We start from the raw sequence: 19,975 nt of genomic DNA on the forward strand, positions 1-19,975 counted from the left end.
CCCATTGCGTGGCGCACCGCAGATGACTTGCCATGCTGAACGTGAACGTGGTGTTCGCGACGCCGGTTGTTCAGCCGATCGCAGCGGCCGAGCCCACGCGCGAGGCCTCACAGCTCCACCAGCGCCAGCGCATTGCGCCGCCACGTGCCCAGCGGCGTGACATGGGCGGGACACTGCGCCAGCACCGGCCCCAGTGCGCCGGGCCCCAGGTCGGGATTGATCACCACCAGGGCCTTGCCGGCGTTGTGCAGCGCGTGGCACAGCGTCTGCGCGCCATCGGGGGCGTGATAGGCAATGCCATACACCGGCTTTTCCATATACAGGCGAAGCCCCCATGGGGTTTGTTCTTCGATGTCGTAGCCCAGGGTGGTGTTCTCGACCACGATCACCGCGTTGTAGTGGCTGGTCGCTGTCATGGCACTGAGCTCCTGGGCGGCCTTGCGGTTATCCAGCGAGGAATGCCAGCCGTAAGCGACCGTGGCCTTCACCGCCAGCAGCACCACGATCCATGCACCCAGCAGCAGTTTCTGGCGGGTTTGGCGCAGATCGATGCGATCGCGCAAGGCCAGTGCCAGCAACAAGGCCAGGGGCGCGAACAACGGCAACACATACAGTGGCAAGCGCGACTGCACCAGGCAGAACACCAGGAACGGCAGGAAAAACCACAGCACCACGAACATTTCCGCCGTGGGTTTGCCGCTCCAGCGCTTGGCGCTGAACCAACGCCGTGCCTCGCGGATGGTGGCGGGCCACCATGGCAGCATGCCTAGCACCAGCACCGGCACATAGACCTTGATCCAGCCGAACCAGCCGGCATTGCGGCGATGCGCGGCCGTGAATACGCGGTTGTAGACCTCCTGGCGCAGGAAGTAGTCCAGCAAGCCGGCATGACGCACCACCACCACCACGTACCAGGACAAGCCGATCACCAGAAACAACACGATGCCGGCGAGCGGGAAGAACCGCCCGAGCCCGCGCCAGCCGTCGCGGCGTGCGATGAACGGAATCACCGCCAGCAGCGGCAACAACCCCGGCGGCCCTTTGGTGAGAAAGGCCAGGCCCCACCCCAGCCACATCAGCAATACGTAACGCTTGCGCCCGCGCTCGTTTTCATCGAACGCCGCGTGGAGAAAACCCACCATGGCCAGTGTTTCGCACAACGTCAAAAACGCATCCGTGCTGACGATGTTGCTCATCAGGGATGGCGCCGCCGCGCAGGCGTACACCAGTCCAGGCAACCAGGGTTTTTCAGAAATCAGTACACGTCCGGCGGCAAGCATCAGCCACACCGTGCACAAAAAGGCCAACGCGTACGGCACGCGCACCGCCCAGGTGTTGCGGCCGAATACCTTCATCGATGCGGCAATCACCCAATAGGTGGTGGGTGGCTTGGAGAAATTGATTTCGTCCGGGCTATAGGCTGGCGCCAGGTAATTGCCGGTGTCGAGCATCTGCAGCGCGGCGACCGTGTAGCGTCCCTCGTCCGGGCTCCACAGGCCACGGGTACCCTGGAACGCAAACCCCAACAGCAGCGCCAGGCAGGTCAGGGCGATCATGGACCACCGCATGGCCGGCGCCGGGTTGCGTGGCAGGCGAGGTTCCATCATGGCGTCGTTCGGCATCGGTTTTTCCGTGGAAAAGCGTCGCGCCATCCACGCGTACACGCAGTGTCGGACAGCGATATGCAATCGTTATGTACCTGCGCCTGGCGATGCCAGCGCACGCTCCAACCGTCCATTGTAAGCGCCAGACACCGCTCGCTACCTTTCGTGAACCTTAGTAGCCTGAACCGGTGCGCCGACGGACAATGCACAGAAGCGCCACCCGGACACCGCCGATGACCGATCTCCAACGCCACTGGGACCAGGTCTACGCAAGCAAAGCCGTGGACGCGGTGAGCTGGTACCAGCCGCATCCTGAGACATCGCTCGCCTTGATCGCCGACAGCCGGCTCGATGCTGATGCACCGCTGATCGATATCGGCGCAGGCGCGTCGACCCTGGTCGATCATCTGCTCGACGCGGGCTATCGCGATGTCACCGTTTTGGACATTGCCGCACAGGCATTGACGCATGCGCAAACCCGGCTGGGGCCGGCGAAGGCGCGGCAGGTGCGATGGATCACGGCCGATGTCACGCAGTTTGCGCCCTCCCGCACCTATGCGCTTTGGCACGATCGCGCGGTGTTTCACTTCCTCACGCACGCGACGGCGCGCGATGCCTATCTAGCCACCTTGCGGCGCAGCCTCGTTGCCGGTGGCACCGCCATCATCGCGACCTTCGCTGCGGATGGACCTATGCGGTGCAGCGGGCTGGACGTTGCCCGCTACGATGCCGATGCACTGTTCGCGTGCGTCGGCGATGGGTTCGAACCGTTGGCGACCGCGCGCGATATGCATGTGACGCCGTGGGGCGCGCGGCAGGCATTCACGTATGTACGCATGCGTCGGTCGATGTAGACCGCCATCCGCACGCCCTTTCCATGAGGAGCGGGAAAGGGCGGTAAGTTATATCAGTTCAGTGACCTGACGAGGAACCGCTGCCCGTGTTGGTTGTACTGTTCGCGCGGAGCGTGGTCGTCCGCCCGCGTCCATTGCTGTAGGTACCGATACTGTTGGTGTTGCCAGTGTCACCGCCGGACAGGGTGCCATTGGACATGGTATGGCCGCTTTGTGGCGTTGCTTGTTGCGAGGTGCCTTGTTGTCGTTGCGAGCCAGGTTGCGTGGTCTGCGCCGACGCGCGCGGTGCGATACCGGCCGGCACACCGCTGATTTGTGGCGTTATCGCCGTACCGGTGCTTCCAGTAGCCTGCGCAAGCGCCGTTCCGCTTGCAAGCGCGCTGCAAAATGCGAACGCCGATATAAGCATGTACATGCGCATGAGGTCATCTCCTAAACATGCTGGTGCAATGACACTAGCGGCAGCGATGTGAGTCATGCGGCAACATTCGATCACGCCGCGGTACACCACCAAAAACAAAGAGGGCGCCATGCGCCCTCTTTTCGGCTCCATCCGGGAAGTCGCCTCGACTTCATTCGTCGCTCCGTTGAATGGCTCAATGGTCTTTATGTTGTTGCTTGCGCACTTCGTCGTTGGCCTTGCCAACTTCCTTCTGGATCTTGCCGGCATTTTTTTCGATGTTGCCCGACAGCTCGCGCGCATGATTGCCGGTGACCTTGCCGGCCGCCTCTTTCGTAGCACCTTTGACTTCGTGCTTCGTACCTTCAATGCGATTTTTATCCATGACGTGATTTGCCTCCTGACCTGTTTGATTGCGGTGGAGACATCATGCGCAAGCCAGCGGCACGGTTCGGTGCAAAGCGGGTGAAGAGCGTAACGATATTGCTGAGTACGCCATGAAGTGCCGTTGTGCAGTTCACTGATGACAGTGACTGAACGTTTCGACGATGCCATTCTCACGATAAATGCCGCTGTCGGCGATCACGCTACGTGTGAAACAGAACGGCAAGCCCGCGCAAGCGTTGAACAAAAAACATCAGGCACGCTGCAGATGGGGCGCCTCATCGTCATCGAACCCGTGAACCACGAAACGATAGGTATCCCTGCCCGCCTCTTTGGCCATATACAAAGCATCGTCGGCGTGCTTCATCAGCGTGTCAGCCGAGGATTCATGCTTGCACAACGCCGCGCCGATGCTCATTTTTACGTTCACGGGCGTGCCGCCGGCATCGATGGTCATGTGCAGGCGCTCCCATAGCGAATGGATGAACGCCTTCGCCTGCTTGGCGTTGTCGATGTCGTTGCACAGCACCACGAATTCGTCGCCGCCGATGCGCGCGACGACCTCGCCTTCGCGCACCAGCCGTTGCAGGCAATGCCCGGCTTCGGCCAGTACGGCATCGCCAATGGCGTGACCGTAAGTGTCGTTGATGGTTTTGAAGTGATCAATGTCCACCACCGCCAGCAGGACAGGCATATTGCGTTGCTGCGCATGCTTGAGCACGATCGGCATGCGTTCGCTGAAATAACGGCGGTTGGCCAGATCCGTCAACGCGTCCTGATGCGCCAGGCGCAGCAGCTCGCGCTCCGTATGCTTGATGTGCGTGATGTCGGTGGTGAGCGCGTAGATGCCATTGATGCGGCCTTCGGCGCCGCGGTCCGGCACATAGTGCGCCTGGAAGTGCAGCAGTTTTCCGCCATAGGTCGCCTCGTATTCGAATAGTACCGATTCGCCGGCGTAGGCGCGTTCCAGATACTGCTTCAGGTGTTCGTAGAGTGCGGCGCCGCGCACTTCGCGCATCGTTTTGCCGATCATCGCCGCGGGATCTTCGCCGGAGACCTGTTCGACGAAACGATTGATGTAGGTATAGCGCTCCGACAAATCGATACGCGCGATCACCGCCGGTACGTTGTCGGTCACCGTGCGCAATTGCGCCTGGCTTTCCAACAAGGCCTGTTCGAAGTGTACGCGTTCGGTCACGTCACGGCCGGTGTAGATGATGTCCATCGTGCCGTCGTTATCGGGGCTGGGGACCAGTCGCGCAAACGCTTCGATCCACAGATAGTGGCCATCCTTGTGACGCAGGCGATACGTGGTGGTGGTACCGCCGTGGCTGCGCAGTTTCACCACTTCGGCGGCGATACGATCACGATCGTCGGGGTGGATGAGGTCAGGGCGCGGGTCCTGGAAATCATCCACTTCCCAGCCGAGCAGCTCCTTGACCGATGGCGATACGTACATGCGGTGGCCGTCGACGCGAATGCGCATGACCAGATCGCCGCTGTGATCGGCCAGCATGCGATAGCGCAGTTCGCTTTCGCGGATACGATTACGCAGGCGATCTTGTTCGGACAGCGCCAGCGCCACCGGCAGCGCCACGAAACACGACACCCCGATGAACACCTGCGCCATCGCCACGCGAAAAGCCGGCGTAACGCCGGCGACGAGATTGAACGGACCGATGCTCAAGGTGGTAACGAGCGTGATCACCAGCGCGACGATCGCCATACCGATCACCATGCCCACGAAGCGATGACGAAAGACCAGCCATAGCAGCGGCGGATAGATCATGAACGCGATCGGTACGCGCGCCTCCACGAAGGCGCCTACCGTCACGATGGTGAGCAGCGACAGATCGCGCACCAGCGGCCAGCGCTGGTAGGGGGTGATCTGGCGGAACGTGCGGTTCACCAGCAACAGCGACGTGCTGCCCGCGATCACCATGCCCACCAGGTGCGCGCGGAAGACCGTGTTGAGGCCCATCAGCAGACCCGGCTGCGACCACCTCTGCAGGATGGTCATGAGGATGAGCGTGCACAGCGCGCTACTGGCCAATGCCGCGACGATCCCCACGCGCCCCAGGTCGATGAAGCGGGTGCGCGCGGACAGTTGTGGAAAGCGCCGGCGGATCGATTCACTGACGATCACTGTCTCCAGCGCGTGGCATGGGCCGGCCAGCAAGGTGGGAACAAGCGGTTCAGCCAGGCATAGCTTGGCCAGGAAGTAACCGAGGAAGCCCGCCACCAGCACCGGCCAGGTCTCACGCAACGGACGCTGCACCATCCAACCGATCAGCGCGCCATTGGCCAGCCACAACACCGGGGTGTGATTGGTGTGCGCCAGCGCAAGCGCATACAGCGTAAGGCCGCCCGAGCAGGCGAACGCTGCAAAAAGTGGCCATAGGCCTTGCGGGAAGCGCTGGGCGAGCACCATTTATTGCCTGGGTCCTACACGGTTGCGGGTATAAACCCCCATGGCCGTGAGAAGCAAGACGCTTGCCAAACTGTGAAGAACACGCCACCCGCCCGGCGTCCCGTCGCCTCGGCGAACGCGGAAAGGGCACCTGGCTGTGCCCGATTTTGAGGGGCCAGGACCACCCGGCCCAGCATGCATGGCAACGCCATCGGGCCGCGGCAATCGCGGCCGGCCGCCAGAATTCGGCGCTATGTGGCGCCGGTTTGAAAGGACGCTAACCCTGCCCCTGTCCGGTCCCTTCATTGATATAGATAGGATTGCCCACCAACAGCAGCTCCCCGCCGGCCCCCCGCACATTGGCCCGGATCCAGTGACGCTTGCCGTCGCTGGGCCAGTCGAACGATTGTTTCAGCGGGCCGTGTACGACCAGATCGGCCTTCGGCTGCCAGCTTTTGCCATCGACGATCACCTCGGCATGGGCGCCCGCCGGTGCGATGGCCTGCAGGCTGAAGTGCACGATCTCACCCCGCGGCGCGCTCAGCGCATCGCCCATCTGCGCGTTCTGGCTGCCGGCCGTGGCGGTGAGATCGAGGAAGCGGTCCGGCGTACCTTCCGTATCAATGAAAACGTGCCCGGCACGAATGCCGTCAAGAATTGCCGGCATGGACAGCGCACTGGCATGCACCACGGTCGTCGGTGTACCGACCCGCACGCCGCCTGGAAGCGTGAGCGACTTTTCCGCATCGTGATTGTCGCTGCCGCCTACGCCCGTAAGCCGATACCCCTGATCCAACAGCTTCTGCCAGAACGGCACGCCTGAATCGGGCAGCATCGCATCCATTCCGTTGACCGCTTCGATCGCCTGCACTTCATGCATGTCGACCGGATTGGACGGCGCCCAACCGCAACCCATGCAGGTTTCGTCATCGGGACGAATCGGATGATTGATGGAAATCAGCGCATGCAGCCTGCCGACCTCGTGCAGCAGTGCGTTCCAATCCGGCACCGCGGCGCTGCCCACGCGAAAATCGATCGGTTCGTCCGTACCGAACACATTCGCGTGGCCGGTGAAGGTGGTGATTTCGCGCGCGGGTATCAACAGCAGGTTATCGAAATACGGTTGCAGTTCGCGCAGATCGTTCGCTTGCGACACCGTGTTGTGATCGCTGAGCGCAATGAAATCGAGTCCGCGATGCAGCGCCGCTTCAATCGTCAGAAACAGCGGGCACGGAACGCGTTGGCGCCCACTCTGGCTGACGCAACTGCCGTCGCTATGCGCACCGTGCATATGCAAGTCGCCGCGATACCACCCCGCTTCACTGCGCAACGGTGGATTGAGCACTTCGGGCAACCACGCCGGATCGCCCGGATGGCCAAACCAGATCCTGGCGGTGTACTGCGCCGTCACTCCAGAGCGGATGTTGGGCACGCCAAGCAGCAGCGTCCAGCGGCCGGCGCGAATCGGCCCAGGCAGGAAGGATGGCGTCGCATCGGTCTGGCCGATGGTGAAGATCTTCTTGCTGCCGCCACTCCAGCCGCGAAAACCATCCTGACCATGAAAACCATCCGGACCAAGCACACCCAGATCAACGGTGGTGTGTTGATCGCGCCCGGTGTAATCGAACTGCACGGTGATGCGATTCACGTTGGCCGGTACGGTGAACGGTACGGAGCGATAGGTGTGGTTGTCCGCACCGCTGAGCTGGCCTTTGAGAACGAGGTCCGGTGCGTTGCCGTCTGCATGCACGCTGAAGCAGAGGCATAGCAGCCATGCCATCACCCACGCGTACGACCTACCGCGCGATGGTTTTTGCCGCGCCCGATTCGACTGAAGCATAGCCAAGCTTGAAGTAGTCATGACATCACATATTCCGAACGAGTCATCGTGCCTGAATGTGCCCCTCCCCGGCGCGCAGGGGAGGGGACACTACGTCGCGTGGCTGAAAACATAGCGCTATCGAACCGGCCACGACGTTGAAGCGGGTCAAAACCGATACATCACCGAGGCGCGGAACGAGCGCCCCAGCAACGGCCGCGCAATGAACACCGTCGCGCCCGCGTCGCTGCTCTTGAGCTCGCCCGAACGCGGATTGCCTTCGGTCAGGCCCAGCGAGTTGGTGATGTTGTCGGCGTACACAAACACCGACAGATCCGGCGTCAGCTGGTAGCGCGCGCTGAAGCTGATGGTGTTGTACTGCGGCAGCACCACCGAATTGGCGGTATCGGAAAAGCGCTTGCCCTCGTACTCGTAGGCCATCTGCAGGCGCAGCTTGTTGTTCAGCAGATTCACGCCGGGCACCACACGAAAGCTCTTGCGCGGCACGCGGATGAGCTGGTCGTCATCGTAATCGAGCAACACCGGCGCGCCGGACACCACCGTGGTGTAGTTGAGGCCTTTGTAGCGCGGGTCCTGCAGCGTGGCGTCGTACTGCACATCGAAAACCGAGGAAGGATAGACCGTACCTTCCAGCTCCAGCCCGTAGGTTTCGGTATCCGCGTAACCGGTCTCCGGGGTAGACACGCCCGTGTTCGCGTTGAACACGTAGTTGCTGAAGCTGACGTCGTTGTACTTGGTGTAGAAGAACGTTTCGTACATCTCGATGTAGCGGTTGGCGAACTTGTAGCCCACTTCCGGCAGCACCATCGTTTGCATCAGCGGCAGCGCCGTCGGCGTGGTGATGTACGTGCTCAAGTTGGGCAAGCGGAAGGTGGAGGTGTAGCGCGCGAAGACACCCTGGTGATCGGTGAACTGATAGTTCGCACCCACCGTCCAGCCCAGCTTGTGGAAAGCGTGATCGTAACCGGCGTATTGTCCGCTGCCGGTGAGGATGTCCGAACTCCACGGCGTACCCAGATTCACCGTGGCGGGGAGTTCCGTCCAGCCGCTGGTTTCCACGCGTTCCCAGCGCGCACCGCCGTCGATGCGCAGCTTGTCGGTCACCTGCCACTCGTCGGAGAAGTAGAACGCGTCGGTGTCGGAGGTGCCGTGCGCATGCGCCCATTCGTAACCGTTGGCGTAGATGCCATTGTTGGTAAGCATGCCGATCGGTTGTCCGGCCGCGTTGACGGCCACCAGGTTCAGCAGCTTGGCATTGTCCGACGTATCCAGCAGCACGGTGGACGAATAGCGGTCGAAACTCTGATTGAAATAGGCGTGGTAATAGCCGAGCGTCACATCGTGCGTCTGGTCGCCGAACTCGAACTTGCGCATCAGGCGCGTGTTGGAGGTGAGCTCGGTCATCGGCATGGTGATGCCGCGCAGACCACCCAGTATCACCAGGCCGTTGCCGTTCTGATTGGCGTTGTTGAACACCGCGCCGGTATCGGCATAGCGCAGCTGCATGCCGGCCGCATTGGGGTAGTACTGCGCCAGGCGCGATTCGGCCGAGGCATAGAACGCCGAGGACGTTTCGATCGCATTCGGATAAACGCCATTGCGGATCGTGTCGGTATCGCTGTAGCGCAGGTCTTCGGCGAGCTTCCAGTTGTCCCACAGGTTGTAATCGAACTTCAGCGTGAGCTGCGTGCGCTGCACATCCGTACCGAGGGAATTGTCGAAGTTGTAGTTACTGCCGTTGCCCTGCTGCAGCGCCACGTGCTCGGTATCGGGACCGGCCACGGTGCCGTAGTTGCCGTTGAAGCCGGGCACGGAGACGAGATCGCCATCCGGATTGCGGTACATCGGGATGCCGAGATCGAAATAGACGCGGTCATCCAGACGCTTCACGTCGAAACTCAAGTCGCCATTCTCGAACTGCTTGGACAAGGTGGCGCGCAGCTGCCCGCCATTGTCGCCATTGAAACCGGGGTCGCGGATATTGTGATCGACACGGAAAAAACCACCGGTACTGAACTTCCAACCGTCGCCCAGTGGCGTGCCGAACCAGAAATCCAGCCGGCCCAGGCCGTAGTTGCCGGCGGTGTATTTGATCAAGCCTTCCGGCATGTCGTCGACCTGGCGCGGGATGAAGTTGATGGCACCGGCCGGCGCGTTCGAATAGAAGATCGACGAAGGTCCACCGCGCACCACTTCGACGCGTTCGATGGTTTCATCCAGGCGAAACGCCTGGTCGGCGTTGAGATAGCCCAGCGCCGGATCGTGTTGCACGGGAATGCCGTCTTCGAGCAGGTTCACCGAGCCGAAGCCATCGACCGGAATACCGCGCGCGCGAATGTTGCCGCTCGCCTCGCCGCCGGAATCTTCCACCCAGAAACCCGGCACGGATTTCACCGCGTCGGCGACGCTGGTCGGAGCCTGCATGCGCAGGCGATCTTCGTCGATGGTGGTGATGGAGTAGCTGGTCTGCGCGCGCGTGCGCACATCCACACCCGAACGCGCCGTCACCACCACGCTATCCAGATCCTTGGTGCTCTTGTCGACATTCGACGAAGCCGCCGTTGACGCATTCGAACCTGCACTACCGGCCGTCACTACCGCAGCGGAGGCCGGATTGCCCGCATTGGCTGCCACGTTTCCCGGGACAATCGTCACCGTGTTCGGCGTTACGAAGCGGTAGGTGAGACCCGTGCCCGCCAACAACTGCCGCAACTGCTGCTCCGGCGTGAGGCCCGCGGCAGCACCCGGGCTGCGAACGCTGTCGGCGATCTCTGAGCCGTAGACGATCTGCAGGCCAGCTTCGTGAGAGAAGTTTTCCAACGCCTTGGCCAGCGACATCGGCGCGATGGCGGTCGTGTGCAATGCCTGCGTATTTGCTTGCGCGAACGCCACCAACGGCAGACTGGTGCCCAGCACCAGGGCGATATGAAGTGCTAAACCATTGCGCATGTGGGAAGAGACCTTGAGAGGATGATCGTGTCGCGGACGCTTATCGCATTACGCGTTTTGCGTCTGCCCATATCTTTCAAGAGTCTCGCGGCGCGCCATCGGGTACCGCTCGTTCGATGAATTTTTTCTTACAGGTGTCCGGCTTTTGTGTCGGCCTGCGCCGCGGACGCCACGATGCGAATGCAATCGGTGTCATTGATCACCGTCACACCGGGCAATGTCGCCAGATACGCCACAAAGGCCTGCGGGTTGTTCGCGTGGAAAATGCCGCTGATGCGCTTGTCCCCGATGGACGCGCTTTGGATCAGCAGCGGCTTGCTAGTGTAGGCATTGAAACGGCGCGCGACGTCGCTGACGGTTTCACGCTGAAAGCGGATATCGGCAGGCAGCCATGCGGTCGCCCGGGCGATCTTCACCGCGTGCACGGCACTGGCACCGGCCGCATTCAGCTCGATCTGTTGCCCGGCGGTGAGATCGGCCACCGCATCCTTGGCCAGCACCACGTCGCCCGCGTTGACCGATGGATCGGGCGCCTTCAGAACCCGCACGCGGCCACTGATAACGGTGAGCGTATCGCCCTGTGCATCGCGCTTGACGTCGAAGACGGTGCCGATGTCCTGCAGCACATGGCCACCCACGTTCACCAGCATGGGCCGTGCGGGGTCCTTGCCGATATCGAACAGCACATTGCCGCGAACCACGTTGATGCGCCGGTAGTGTTGATCGAAGTGCACGTCGATGACGCTGTTGCGATCCAGTTGCACCAGCGTCCCGTCGGCGAGTTTCATCGTATGCACGGCAGCGTCGTTGCCGACGGCGCCGTGCATCGTCGCCTGTACGGTTTTCTCGCTATGTCCCGGCAAGCGCACGACACCCAGACCGATCGCGGCGAGCACGACGGCCGTCGCGGCCCATGCGGCCAGCGCGCGCCTGCGGCGCGGCGGATGCGCGCCACGCTCACGCGGCAAGACGTTTTCCATGTGCGGAAACAACACCACCGGATTGTCGCGACGTGCGCGCTCCGTCAACGCAGCGACGGACTGCGTCTGCAGTGCGGCGGCGGCTTTCAGGTCGCCATGCATCTGCGCAATCGCGAAATACTCGGCCACATGCTGCGGCGAGGCGCGCAGCCATTCCAGAAAGGCCACGCGCTGGCGCTCGGTCAGCGGCTCCTGCTGTTCGAGATACCAGGCCGCCGCCTGCTCGGTGATGCGCCGCGCCTGACGCGCTGCGTCGAAATGGGTCGCTTCACTCATAATCGGCCATCCTTTGCCGGCACGCCGCCAGGCCCTTCACGATGTATTTTTTGACCATGTGCGTGGAAATGGACATGCGCTCGGCGATTTCGCGATACGACATCTCATCGCGATAATGCATGATCAGCACGGCCTTGCATTTGGGCGACAGCCGATCGATCAGCGCGCCCAGCCGTTGCTGGCGCGACTGACTGTCCATGTCCGCTTCGAGGTTGGTCGGCGCCACCAGCTGTTCGACTACCTGGTCCAGTTCGTCGCTGCCCAGCGGTTGCTGTTGGCGCAGCACCGCGTGTTCCTTGACCAGATTGGCCGCCACCGTGAACAAATACGCCTCGGGGCTGCGGATATTGGCCGCATCGGCAGGCTCGATGCGCAGCAGTCGCAGGTAGACCTCCTGCACCAGGTCCTGCGCATCCCAGCGATGCGCCACGCGCCGCAGAAAATAATTGCTCAGCATCGCGCTTTTTTCCGCGAACAACGCCGACCATGCCCCATGCTTTTCACGCACCAAAGCCCCTCCGACCCCATTCGCCGAAGCAGGCTACGGCATTCAGACGGCTAAACAGCCTAGGTTGTCGCCATGACGGTTTTATGAAATGTCCGCGGTGGATGTAGCTCAAGGACGCAACGCGTTGAACGGAATACAGATACGCGGCGTATCGTTGTCGTGCGGCTCCACGTAGTGTTCCAGCCAGTGCGGAAACAGCACCAGCAGGCCCGCCGAAGGTCGCAGCTGCACATCTTTATAGGCATTGGAGCCATTGCCTTTGGCGTAGGCATTGAGCACGCCCGGGCGCGGATCCTTGAACACGAGCGCGCCCGACCCTTCCGGCACCTGCAGGTAGAACGTGCCGCAGAGCAGCGCGCCCTCGTGCATGTGCTGGAAGTTGAAACCGCCGCGATCGTGGATGTTGATCCACGATTGCAGGTCGAACGCGGGCGAACTCAGCCCCATGTCGGTGAAGGCCTGCATGCAATACAGGCGCACGATCTTGTACAGCTCGGCGAACGCCGGCTGATGCAAGACCGCGTTGTCGACGCTGTTCCAGCCGCCCCGGTTGGTTCGCCCGGCAGGTATCGGCGCTGCCGCCCGCAGCGCTTCGATGGCACGCACCCATTCCGGAAAGTGCGCCGCCAGATGGGTGAGCGGCACCTGCCAGATGCGGGTGGGGAACAGTTCAAAGGCATGCGCCGGCGCCAGTTTTGCGGGCCTCGCGCTCTGCGCTGCGCTGTAGGTCCAATTCATGTTCGAGTCCGGTGCCGGTGATCTTGCGCACCTTAGTCATGAACTATGACGATTCGCGTACAGCGCACGTGCGATCAGTGCGCCACGGCCGTCTGGGTATACAGCAGTTCTCTGAGTTTGCGCGCCAGATCCGCATGCCGATAGGGCTTGCCGAGCACGGGAAATTCCAGGTCTTCGCTATCGTTGCCCTGTGCGTAGCCGGTCACCAGCAGCACCTTCAGATGCGGATAGCGTTGCATGGCCGTGCGCGCCAGCATCACGCCATTCATGGAGCCGGGCATGACGACATCGGAGAGGATGAGGTCGTACGCACCGCTGGGCGCGAGCATCTGCAAGGCGGAATCGGCATCGTTTGCGATGGCCGTGCGGTAACCGAGCAGGTCGAGCATCTGCTTGGTGATGGTGGCAACGTCACTGCGATCTTCCACCAGCAGAATGCGCGGCTGTGGCGCCGTACCCTGTCGATCGGCCTTTTTCTGGTCCGCGTTCACCGGTGCTTCGGTATAAGGCAACAAGATATGGATCGCGGTGCCGACACCCTCCTTGCTGTCGATATACAGCGTGCCACCCGACTGGCGGGCGAAGCCGTAGGCCACCGATAAACCGAGCCCCGCGCCCTTGCCCTCGGTCTTGGTGGTGAAGAAGGGATCGAGTACGCGGCCGAGAATGCCTTGCGGAATGCCCGGGCCATTGTCCGAAAGCACCAGCTCCACATAACGCGCTGGCACGATGTTGAAGCGCCTGGCGTCCTTCGCGGACAGCTCGCGATTGAAGGTGCTGATATCCAGACGCTGATCCGCGCGGCCTTTCATGGCATCGCGCGCGTTGATGGCGATATTGATGATGATCGGTTCGGCCTGGGCCGGATCGGCGACGCAGTGCCACAACTCCGGCTCCAGATAAAGCTTCACCCTGATCTCTTCGCCCAGCGCGCGCGTCAACACGCCGTGCAGCCGCTCGAGCAACACGTTGGCGTCGATCGGTTGCGAGGTGAAGGTTTGCCGCTTCGCGAAGACCATCAATTGCTTGGTGAGCAAGGTCGCGCGTTCGATGGCGCGATGGCACGCGGCCATGGTGGTACTGGTGCGGCGCGCGATATCTTCGTTGGCGGAAACACCAAGCTCGATCACCTCCAGCGAGGTCTGGATCACCTGCAGCAGGTTGTTGTAGTCGTGCGCGACACCGCCGGTGAGTTTGCCCAGCGCTTCCAGACGCAAGGCCTGCTGCAGCGCTTCCTCGGTTTCCTTGCGTTGGGTGATATCCCGCTGGTAGCCGAAGTAAAACGTGACGCGGCCGGACTCATCATGGATCGGGCAGATGTGCAGCAGATTCCAGAACGTGCTGCCATCTTTGCGGTAGTTGACGAGCTCGGTGAAGACCTCGCGTTCCTGTCGCAACGCGTCGGCGATCTCCTGCAGGGCCTCCTTGCTGGTGTCGCTCCCTTGCAGAAAACGGCAGCTGCGCCCCAGCACTTCTTCGCGCGGGTAGCCGGTCATACGCAGGAAGGCGTCGTTCGCATACAGAATCGGCCGATCGCCCGCGGCATCGGTCACGATCATGCCCACGCTGCTGGCTTCGATCGCTTTGGCAAGCGTGGCCGTGTCCACCGTCGACATCGACATCGGCGCCGTTGCCGGCTCGCCGCTTTGGAGACTTGCGCGCTCAGTCATAGAGCACCCTCCTGTTGTGCCGACTTCTACTACTGAAACCATCGGAAACGCGTGAAGATCGGTCACACTGATCAGTGACAGGCCGTGCACGTTTTCGTTACCGTTCGCGCGGCCCATGGCGCGAAAGGGCTGTGGGAGCGCGCTAACGCTCGACCCGTGCGTGCAGCAACACACTCCCGACGCCGCGCATGGCCGTGCAGACCACGGCGATGCATGCGTGATTCTGCGAGCGATATCACACTATTAACATTGGGTTGCGCCAGCGCGTTGGTGCGTTTAGACGTCTATTTCCCATTGCAGGGACGACAAGCCTCCTCAGCGGGCCTGTCGCGATGTGGCCAGGCAGGCCCTTGCTCGGGTGCGACAGGCGCTGTGAACCCGCCTGCCTCATGGCCGCCTGACCTGTCCACGGCGACCTCCACCAGCATCCCGAACTATTGCACTGCGGCATGCGCCGCCCTCTAGGCAACTGCTAGTGTTGCCTGATATAGATCGATTGAAATGAGGCGCGCCGGGGACGTGCCGCCCCATCGTGCAACCGGGGATCCACCCCACTACAGGGCTGAGCCGCATGCCTGAACCTATTTGCCTGTCCGCCGCAGAGACCCCGCGCCGCCGTTCGATGCTTGCCTTGCTCGCCCTGCTGCTGTGGCCGCTTGCGACCTGTGCCGCGCTGGCGCAAACCACGTCGCAATCCTTGGACGACGGCTGGCGGTTCCGCCTGGTGGACGCCGACGCGCAGGCCGCCACCCACCATGACGCCACGCATTGGCATGCCGCCGCCGTGCCGGGCACGGTGCAGACCGACCTGATGGCGGCCAAGCTGCTGCCCGATCCGTACTATCGCGACAACGAAGCGCGCGTGCAGTGGGTGGGCCTGGCCGATTGGCAGTACGAAACCACCTTTACCGTCGACAAGGCGACCCTCGCGCGCGATCACGTCGAGCTGGTGTTCGATGGCTTGGATACATTCGCCGATGTGTACCTCAACGGCAGCAAGCTCACCTCCGCCGACAACATGTTCCGGCGCTGGCGCGTGCCGGTGAAAACTGCGCTGCACGAAGGCAAGAACACGCTGGAAGTGCGGCTGTATTCGCCGATCAAGCGGCTGTTGCCCTGGTTGCTCAAGCAACCCTATGCGCTGCCCGGCGAATTCGATTCCGCCTTCAGCGACGAGCCCAAGGGCAAGCAGACGGCCAACTATGTGCGCAAGGCCGCCTATCAGTACGGTTGGGATTGGGGCCCGCGTATCGTCACCGAGGGCATCTGGCAGCCGGTGCACCTGGATAGCTGGAACGCGCTGCGCGTGGACGATTTCCATATCGCGCAGGATTACGTGAATGCCGATGCGGCGCATGTTTCCGCGCAGTTCGGCATCGATGCCGATGGCAGCACGCCGCTGCATGTGAGCGTGGATGCCATCGGGCCGGATGGACAGGTAGCCGCGCACGTCGAGCAGGATGTCACGGTGGATTCGGGCAGCAACACCATCAGCTTGCCGTTGCGCATCGCGCACCCCAGGCGCTGGTATCCGGCCGGTTACGGCGCGCAGGACATGTACACCTTCAAGGCCAGCATCCGCGACGCCCATAACGAGGTGTATAGCGCCGAGCATGCGACCGGCCTGCGCAGCGTCAGCCTGCTGCGCCAGAAGGATGCCTGGGGCAAGAGCTTCGCATTCGTGGTCAATGGCATTCCGGTGTTCGCCAAGGGCGCGGACATGATTCCGTTCGACAGCTTCCCGCCGCGCGCCACCAACGCGCAGATGGAACGTGTGCTGCAGTCGGCGCGCGACGCCAACATGAACATGGTGCGCATCTGGGGCGGCGGTTATTACCTGCCCGACGCGTTCTACGAAATGACCGACCGGCTCGGCCTGATGGTATGGCAGGATTTCATGTTCGGCGGCGCCATTCCGCCGCGCGACGTGCCGTTCGTGGAGAACACACGCGAGGAAGCGATCGAGCAAGTGAAGCGCTTGCGCGATCATCCCAGCATCGTGCTCTGGTGCGGCAATAACGAAGTGCAGACTGGCTGGGATTCCTGGGGCGATCGGCTGAAGCTCAAAGCCACCATCTCGCCGGAGGAGCGCGAAAACATCGTCATCGGCATGGTGAATCTTTTCAGCAACACGCTGCGCAACGTGGTCACCGAATACGACCCCACCGTACCGTATTGGGCCAGCACGCCCAGCACCGATTACGAAGGCCCCGCCAACGTGCTGTATGACGGTGATTACCACTACTGGAACGTGTGGTCGGGCGACGCCAAGCCGGTGACCGAATACTTGAACGTCACGCCGCGCTTCCAATCCGAATACGGCCTGCAATCGTTCCCGCAGATGCGCACGATCCGCGCGTTCACCCAGCCCGGCGATCTGCAGCCGGAATCACCGGTGATGCGCGCGCACCAGAAGTTCGACAGCGGCAACGGCAACAAACGCCTGCTGCTCTACATCACGCGCAGTTTTGGCGATCCGAAGGATTTCGCGTCCTTCGTGTATCTGAGCCAGGTGATGCAAGCCAACGGCATCCAACTCGCCGCCGAACATTTGCGCGCCTCGCGCCCGCAGGCGATGGGCTCGCTGTACTGGCAGCTCAACGATGTGTGGCCGGGTGCGTCGTGGGCCAGCATCGACTACTTCGGCCGCTGGAAAGCCCTGCAATTCCACGCGCGGCGTTTCTATGCGCCGCTGATGATCGCGGCGTTGCGCAACAACGGGCAGACCACGGTGTCGCTGGTGTCCGATCAGACCACGCCGGTAAGCGCGCATTGGCGCATGCGTGTGATGGATTTCGCCGGCAAGGTGCTGCGCGAACACGAAGAGGCCGTCACCGCGCCGGCGCTAAGCAGTACCAAGATAGCGACCTACAGCGATGCACAACTGCTCAACGGCGCCGATCCGCACGCGAGCTTTGCCGTGTTCGACTGGCTCGATGGCGACAAGGTGATTTCCAGCAACCTGGTGTTCTTCGACGAAGCCAAGGCACTGACGTTGCCGTTGCCGCATATCCACACCACGCTTCAAGCAGCTGGCGCCGGCTACACCCTGATGCTGTCGAGCGATGTGCTGGCGCGTGATGTGTGGGTGTCCTTCGGCGATCTTGATGCGGACGTATCGGACAACGCGTTCGACCTCTTGCCGGGACAGAGCGTGACGCTGACGGTGCACAGCAAGCGTGGGCTGGATGCGTTGAAGCACGCCTTGCAAGTGCAGGATCTGGCGAACGTGATGCATGCCGCTCATTAATGACAATCGTGCTTGCCGCCATGTTTCTGGAAAGCACGCAGACCCCTAGCCCGTCGTCCCGGCGAAAGCCGGGACCCAGCGACTTGAAAACCTCGTAGAGACGCTTGCCCCCGCGTTCGCCGAAGCGATGGAACGGCAGCTTCTGGATGTGCGGGCAACGCTAAAACATCTGGCCTCCCACGTTAGCGCAGAGATCACCACGCCATGCCTACACGCCGCGACTTCCTCAAACTCTTAGGCGCCGCTACAGCAACCGGCATGGCGGGCGTCGCGCTACCCGCGCTGGCGCAAAAGTCGGTGAGCTACACCAGCCACCGCCCGCCCCTCAACAAACGCAAATTCGTCAGCCAGGCCGTCGAACACGAGCTTGCGCGCGTGAAAGCAGCCATCGGAGATCCCAAGCTCGCCTGGATGTTCGAGAACTGCTACCCCAACACGCTCGATACCACCGTGGAACTGGGCACGCTCGACGGCAAGGCGGATACCTTCGTGATCACCGGCGACATCGACGCGATGTGGCTGCGCGATTCCTCGGCACAGGTGGTGCCGTATATCCCCCTCGCCAAAGGCGATACATCACTGCAACGCCTGTTTCGCGGCTTGATTCGCCGCCAGGCGCGCTGCATTCGCATCGATCCCTACGCCAACGCGTTCCTGCCCGATCCGCACGCTCCGCCGCTGTCGTGGGCGCGCCATGACGATACGGACATGAAACCGGGCGTCGGCGAACGCAAGTGGGAAGTGGATTCGCTGTGCTACCCCATCCGAGTTGCACACAGCTACTGGCAAGCCACCGGCGATACCGAGCCGTTCGACGACGATTGGCGCGAAGCGATGCATCTCGTGCTGAAAACCTTCCGCGAACAGCAGCGCAAACACGATCACGGCCCGTATCACTTCCAACGCACCTCGCCCATTCCCACCGAAACGCTGATGCTCGGCGGCTACGGCAACCCCACGCACCCGAACGGCATGATCCACTCCATGTTTCGCCCTTCCGACGATGCGTGCGTGTATCCGCTCTCCGTGCCATCCAATCTGTTTGCGGTGCACGTACTGCGGCAACTTGCGCGCATGAGCCGCACCATTCACCACGACGCCGCGTTCGCATCGGACTGCGAAGCACTCGCCAACGAAGTGGAACAGGCCGTGCAGAAAGACGGCCACATGCACGACGCCGATGGACAAGCCTTCTGGGCCTACGAAATCGACGGCTTCGGCAACCAGATTTTCATGGACGACACCAACGTCCCCAGCCTGCTCGCACTCCCCTACCTCGGCTGCTGCGAACGCAACGACGCCGTCTACCAACGCACGCGCGATCATGCATGGAGCTTCCGCAACCCCTACTTCTTCCGCGGCAAGGCCGCCGAAGGCATCGGCGGCCCGCACGAAGGCCTGCGCATGATCTGGCCGATGTCGATCATGATCTATGCGCAAACCAGCAACAGCGTCGCAGAAATCCGTCAGTGCCTCACCTGGCTGCGCAACACCGATGCAGGCACCGGTTTCATGCACGAATCCTTCGACCAGGACGATCCCTCGCATTTCACGCGCAGTTGGTTTGCCTGGGCCAACAGCTTGTTTGGCGAGTTGATCGTGGATGTGCAGCGCAATCATCCGGAGTTGTTGCGCGCGTAAGCGATGGGTGGGTGGTGGCGTCAACCGCTACGCGTTCGCACCACGATGGGATAACCCGATCCGCGCGTGCTTCGCGTAGGACGCGTAGGCGTTCGCCAACGTGTCGAAGCACCCAGCACCGACAGATTTTCCGCAGCGCTTTATGCGAAGGTGCGGTAGTCGGGCGTGCCCATCCGAGTGATGACCGCGACACGCCCGACATGATGTGAAGTATCGCGGATCGCCCGAGTTACGACCTCAAGCGACCCGCTGGCCACCACCAACTGATTCGGAGTTAATGATGGTTGTTCTCGATCATACGGCACCCGCACGTCCTCGTGCTCCCGCAGCGGTGCATTTCACCTACTTCACCACCGCGCTGACGGCGCGGCGTCGAGCCAAAGTGGGCATTCGTCAAAACGGAAGCAGCTGATTCCGACAAAACGAGCAGGTTTTTTCCTGTAGCCCTACACGCCGCGCGCAATGCGCGGC

At 62.0% G+C, this 19,975-nt stretch carries 13 protein-coding genes; 4 read left to right on the forward strand and 9 right to left on the reverse strand.

The features are described 5' to 3' along the window. Positions 1–107 precede the first annotated feature (107 nt). Complete coding sequence (locus DWU98_RS16910; RefSeq protein ID WP_158545098.1) at positions 108–1,622, reverse strand: ArnT family glycosyltransferase; 1,515 nt, start codon at positions 1,620–1,622, stop codon at positions 108–110. A gap of 215 nt (positions 1,623–1,837) precedes the next feature. Between DWU98_RS16910 and DWU98_RS16915 the strand changes: the two genes are divergently transcribed. Then, positions 1,838–2,458, forward strand: a complete 621-nt coding sequence (locus tag DWU98_RS16915) for a class I SAM-dependent methyltransferase (RefSeq protein ID WP_115496738.1) — start codon at positions 1,838–1,840, stop codon at positions 2,456–2,458. Between the two features lie 58 nt (positions 2,459–2,516). Here the strand turns inward: DWU98_RS16915 and DWU98_RS16920 are convergent, their stop codons facing one another. After that, the gene (locus tag DWU98_RS16920; protein ID WP_115496739.1) at positions 2,517–2,879 is read right to left on the reverse strand and encodes a hypothetical protein; all 363 of its coding nucleotides are present in this window, start codon (positions 2,877–2,879) and stop codon (positions 2,517–2,519) included. A gap of 55 nt (positions 2,880–2,934) precedes the next feature. Between DWU98_RS16920 and DWU98_RS22585 the strand changes: the two genes are divergently transcribed. Further along, positions 2,935–3,327 (forward strand): hypothetical protein, encoded by a 393-nt coding sequence (locus DWU98_RS22585; protein WP_425480242.1) that lies wholly within the window; start codon positions 2,935–2,937, stop codon positions 3,325–3,327. A gap of 168 nt (positions 3,328–3,495) precedes the next feature. Here DWU98_RS22585 and DWU98_RS16930 read toward each other — a convergent pair whose 3' ends face one another. The 7 genes from DWU98_RS16930 to DWU98_RS16960 all read right to left on the reverse strand — a co-directional run bounded on the left by DWU98_RS16930 (position 3,496) and on the right by DWU98_RS16960 (position 14,613). Next, positions 3,496–5,673, reverse strand: a complete 2,178-nt coding sequence (locus DWU98_RS16930; protein ID WP_115496741.1) for a sensor domain-containing diguanylate cyclase — start codon at positions 5,671–5,673, stop codon at positions 3,496–3,498. Positions 5,674–5,929: 256 nt separating this feature from the next. After that, on the reverse strand, positions 5,930–7,432 hold the full coding sequence (locus DWU98_RS16935; RefSeq protein ID WP_115496742.1) for a CehA/McbA family metallohydrolase: 1,503 nt from the start codon (positions 7,430–7,432) through the stop codon (positions 5,930–5,932). Positions 7,433–7,639: 207 nt separating this feature from the next. Next, positions 7,640–10,441 carry a TonB-dependent receptor gene (locus DWU98_RS16940; RefSeq protein WP_115496743.1) on the reverse strand — a complete coding sequence of 934 codons (2,802 nt, stop codon included), beginning with the start codon at positions 10,439–10,441 and terminating at the stop codon, positions 7,640–7,642. Between the two features lie 128 nt (positions 10,442–10,569). Continuing rightward, positions 10,570–11,697, reverse strand: a complete 1,128-nt coding sequence (locus tag DWU98_RS16945; RefSeq protein ID WP_115496744.1) for a FecR family protein — start codon at positions 11,695–11,697, stop codon at positions 10,570–10,572. Further along, positions 11,690–12,205 (reverse strand): RNA polymerase sigma factor, encoded by a 516-nt coding sequence (locus DWU98_RS16950; RefSeq protein WP_115496763.1) that lies wholly within the window; start codon positions 12,203–12,205, stop codon positions 11,690–11,692. The genes DWU98_RS16945 and DWU98_RS16950 overlap by 8 nt, the downstream gene beginning before the upstream one ends. A 108-nt stretch (positions 12,206–12,313) precedes the next feature. Beyond that, positions 12,314–12,943 (reverse strand): TIGR02466 family protein, encoded by a 630-nt coding sequence (locus DWU98_RS16955; protein ID WP_115496745.1) that lies wholly within the window; start codon positions 12,941–12,943, stop codon positions 12,314–12,316. 74 nt (positions 12,944–13,017) lie between these two features. Beyond that, complete coding sequence (locus tag DWU98_RS16960; protein ID WP_158545099.1) at positions 13,018–14,613, reverse strand: PAS domain-containing protein; 1,596 nt, start codon at positions 14,611–14,613, stop codon at positions 13,018–13,020. Positions 14,614–15,184: 571 nt separating this feature from the next. On the opposite strand from DWU98_RS16960, the gene DWU98_RS16965 reads away from it, so the two are divergent. Together DWU98_RS16965 and DWU98_RS16970 are read left to right on the forward strand one after the other, a co-directional pair. After that, entirely contained in the window at positions 15,185–17,863 is a 2,679-nt protein-coding gene (locus tag DWU98_RS16965) for a beta-mannosidase (protein WP_230474889.1), read from the forward strand. A 204-nt stretch (positions 17,864–18,067) separates the two neighbouring features. Next, positions 18,068–19,504, forward strand: a complete 1,437-nt coding sequence (locus DWU98_RS16970; RefSeq protein ID WP_115496748.1) for a glycoside hydrolase family 125 protein — start codon at positions 18,068–18,070, stop codon at positions 19,502–19,504. Positions 19,505–19,975 lie beyond the last annotated feature (471 nt).

It is taken from the genome of Dyella monticola (genome assembly GCF_003363155.1).
Taxonomy (GTDB): domain Bacteria; phylum Pseudomonadota; class Gammaproteobacteria; order Xanthomonadales; family Rhodanobacteraceae; genus Dyella_B; species Dyella_B monticola.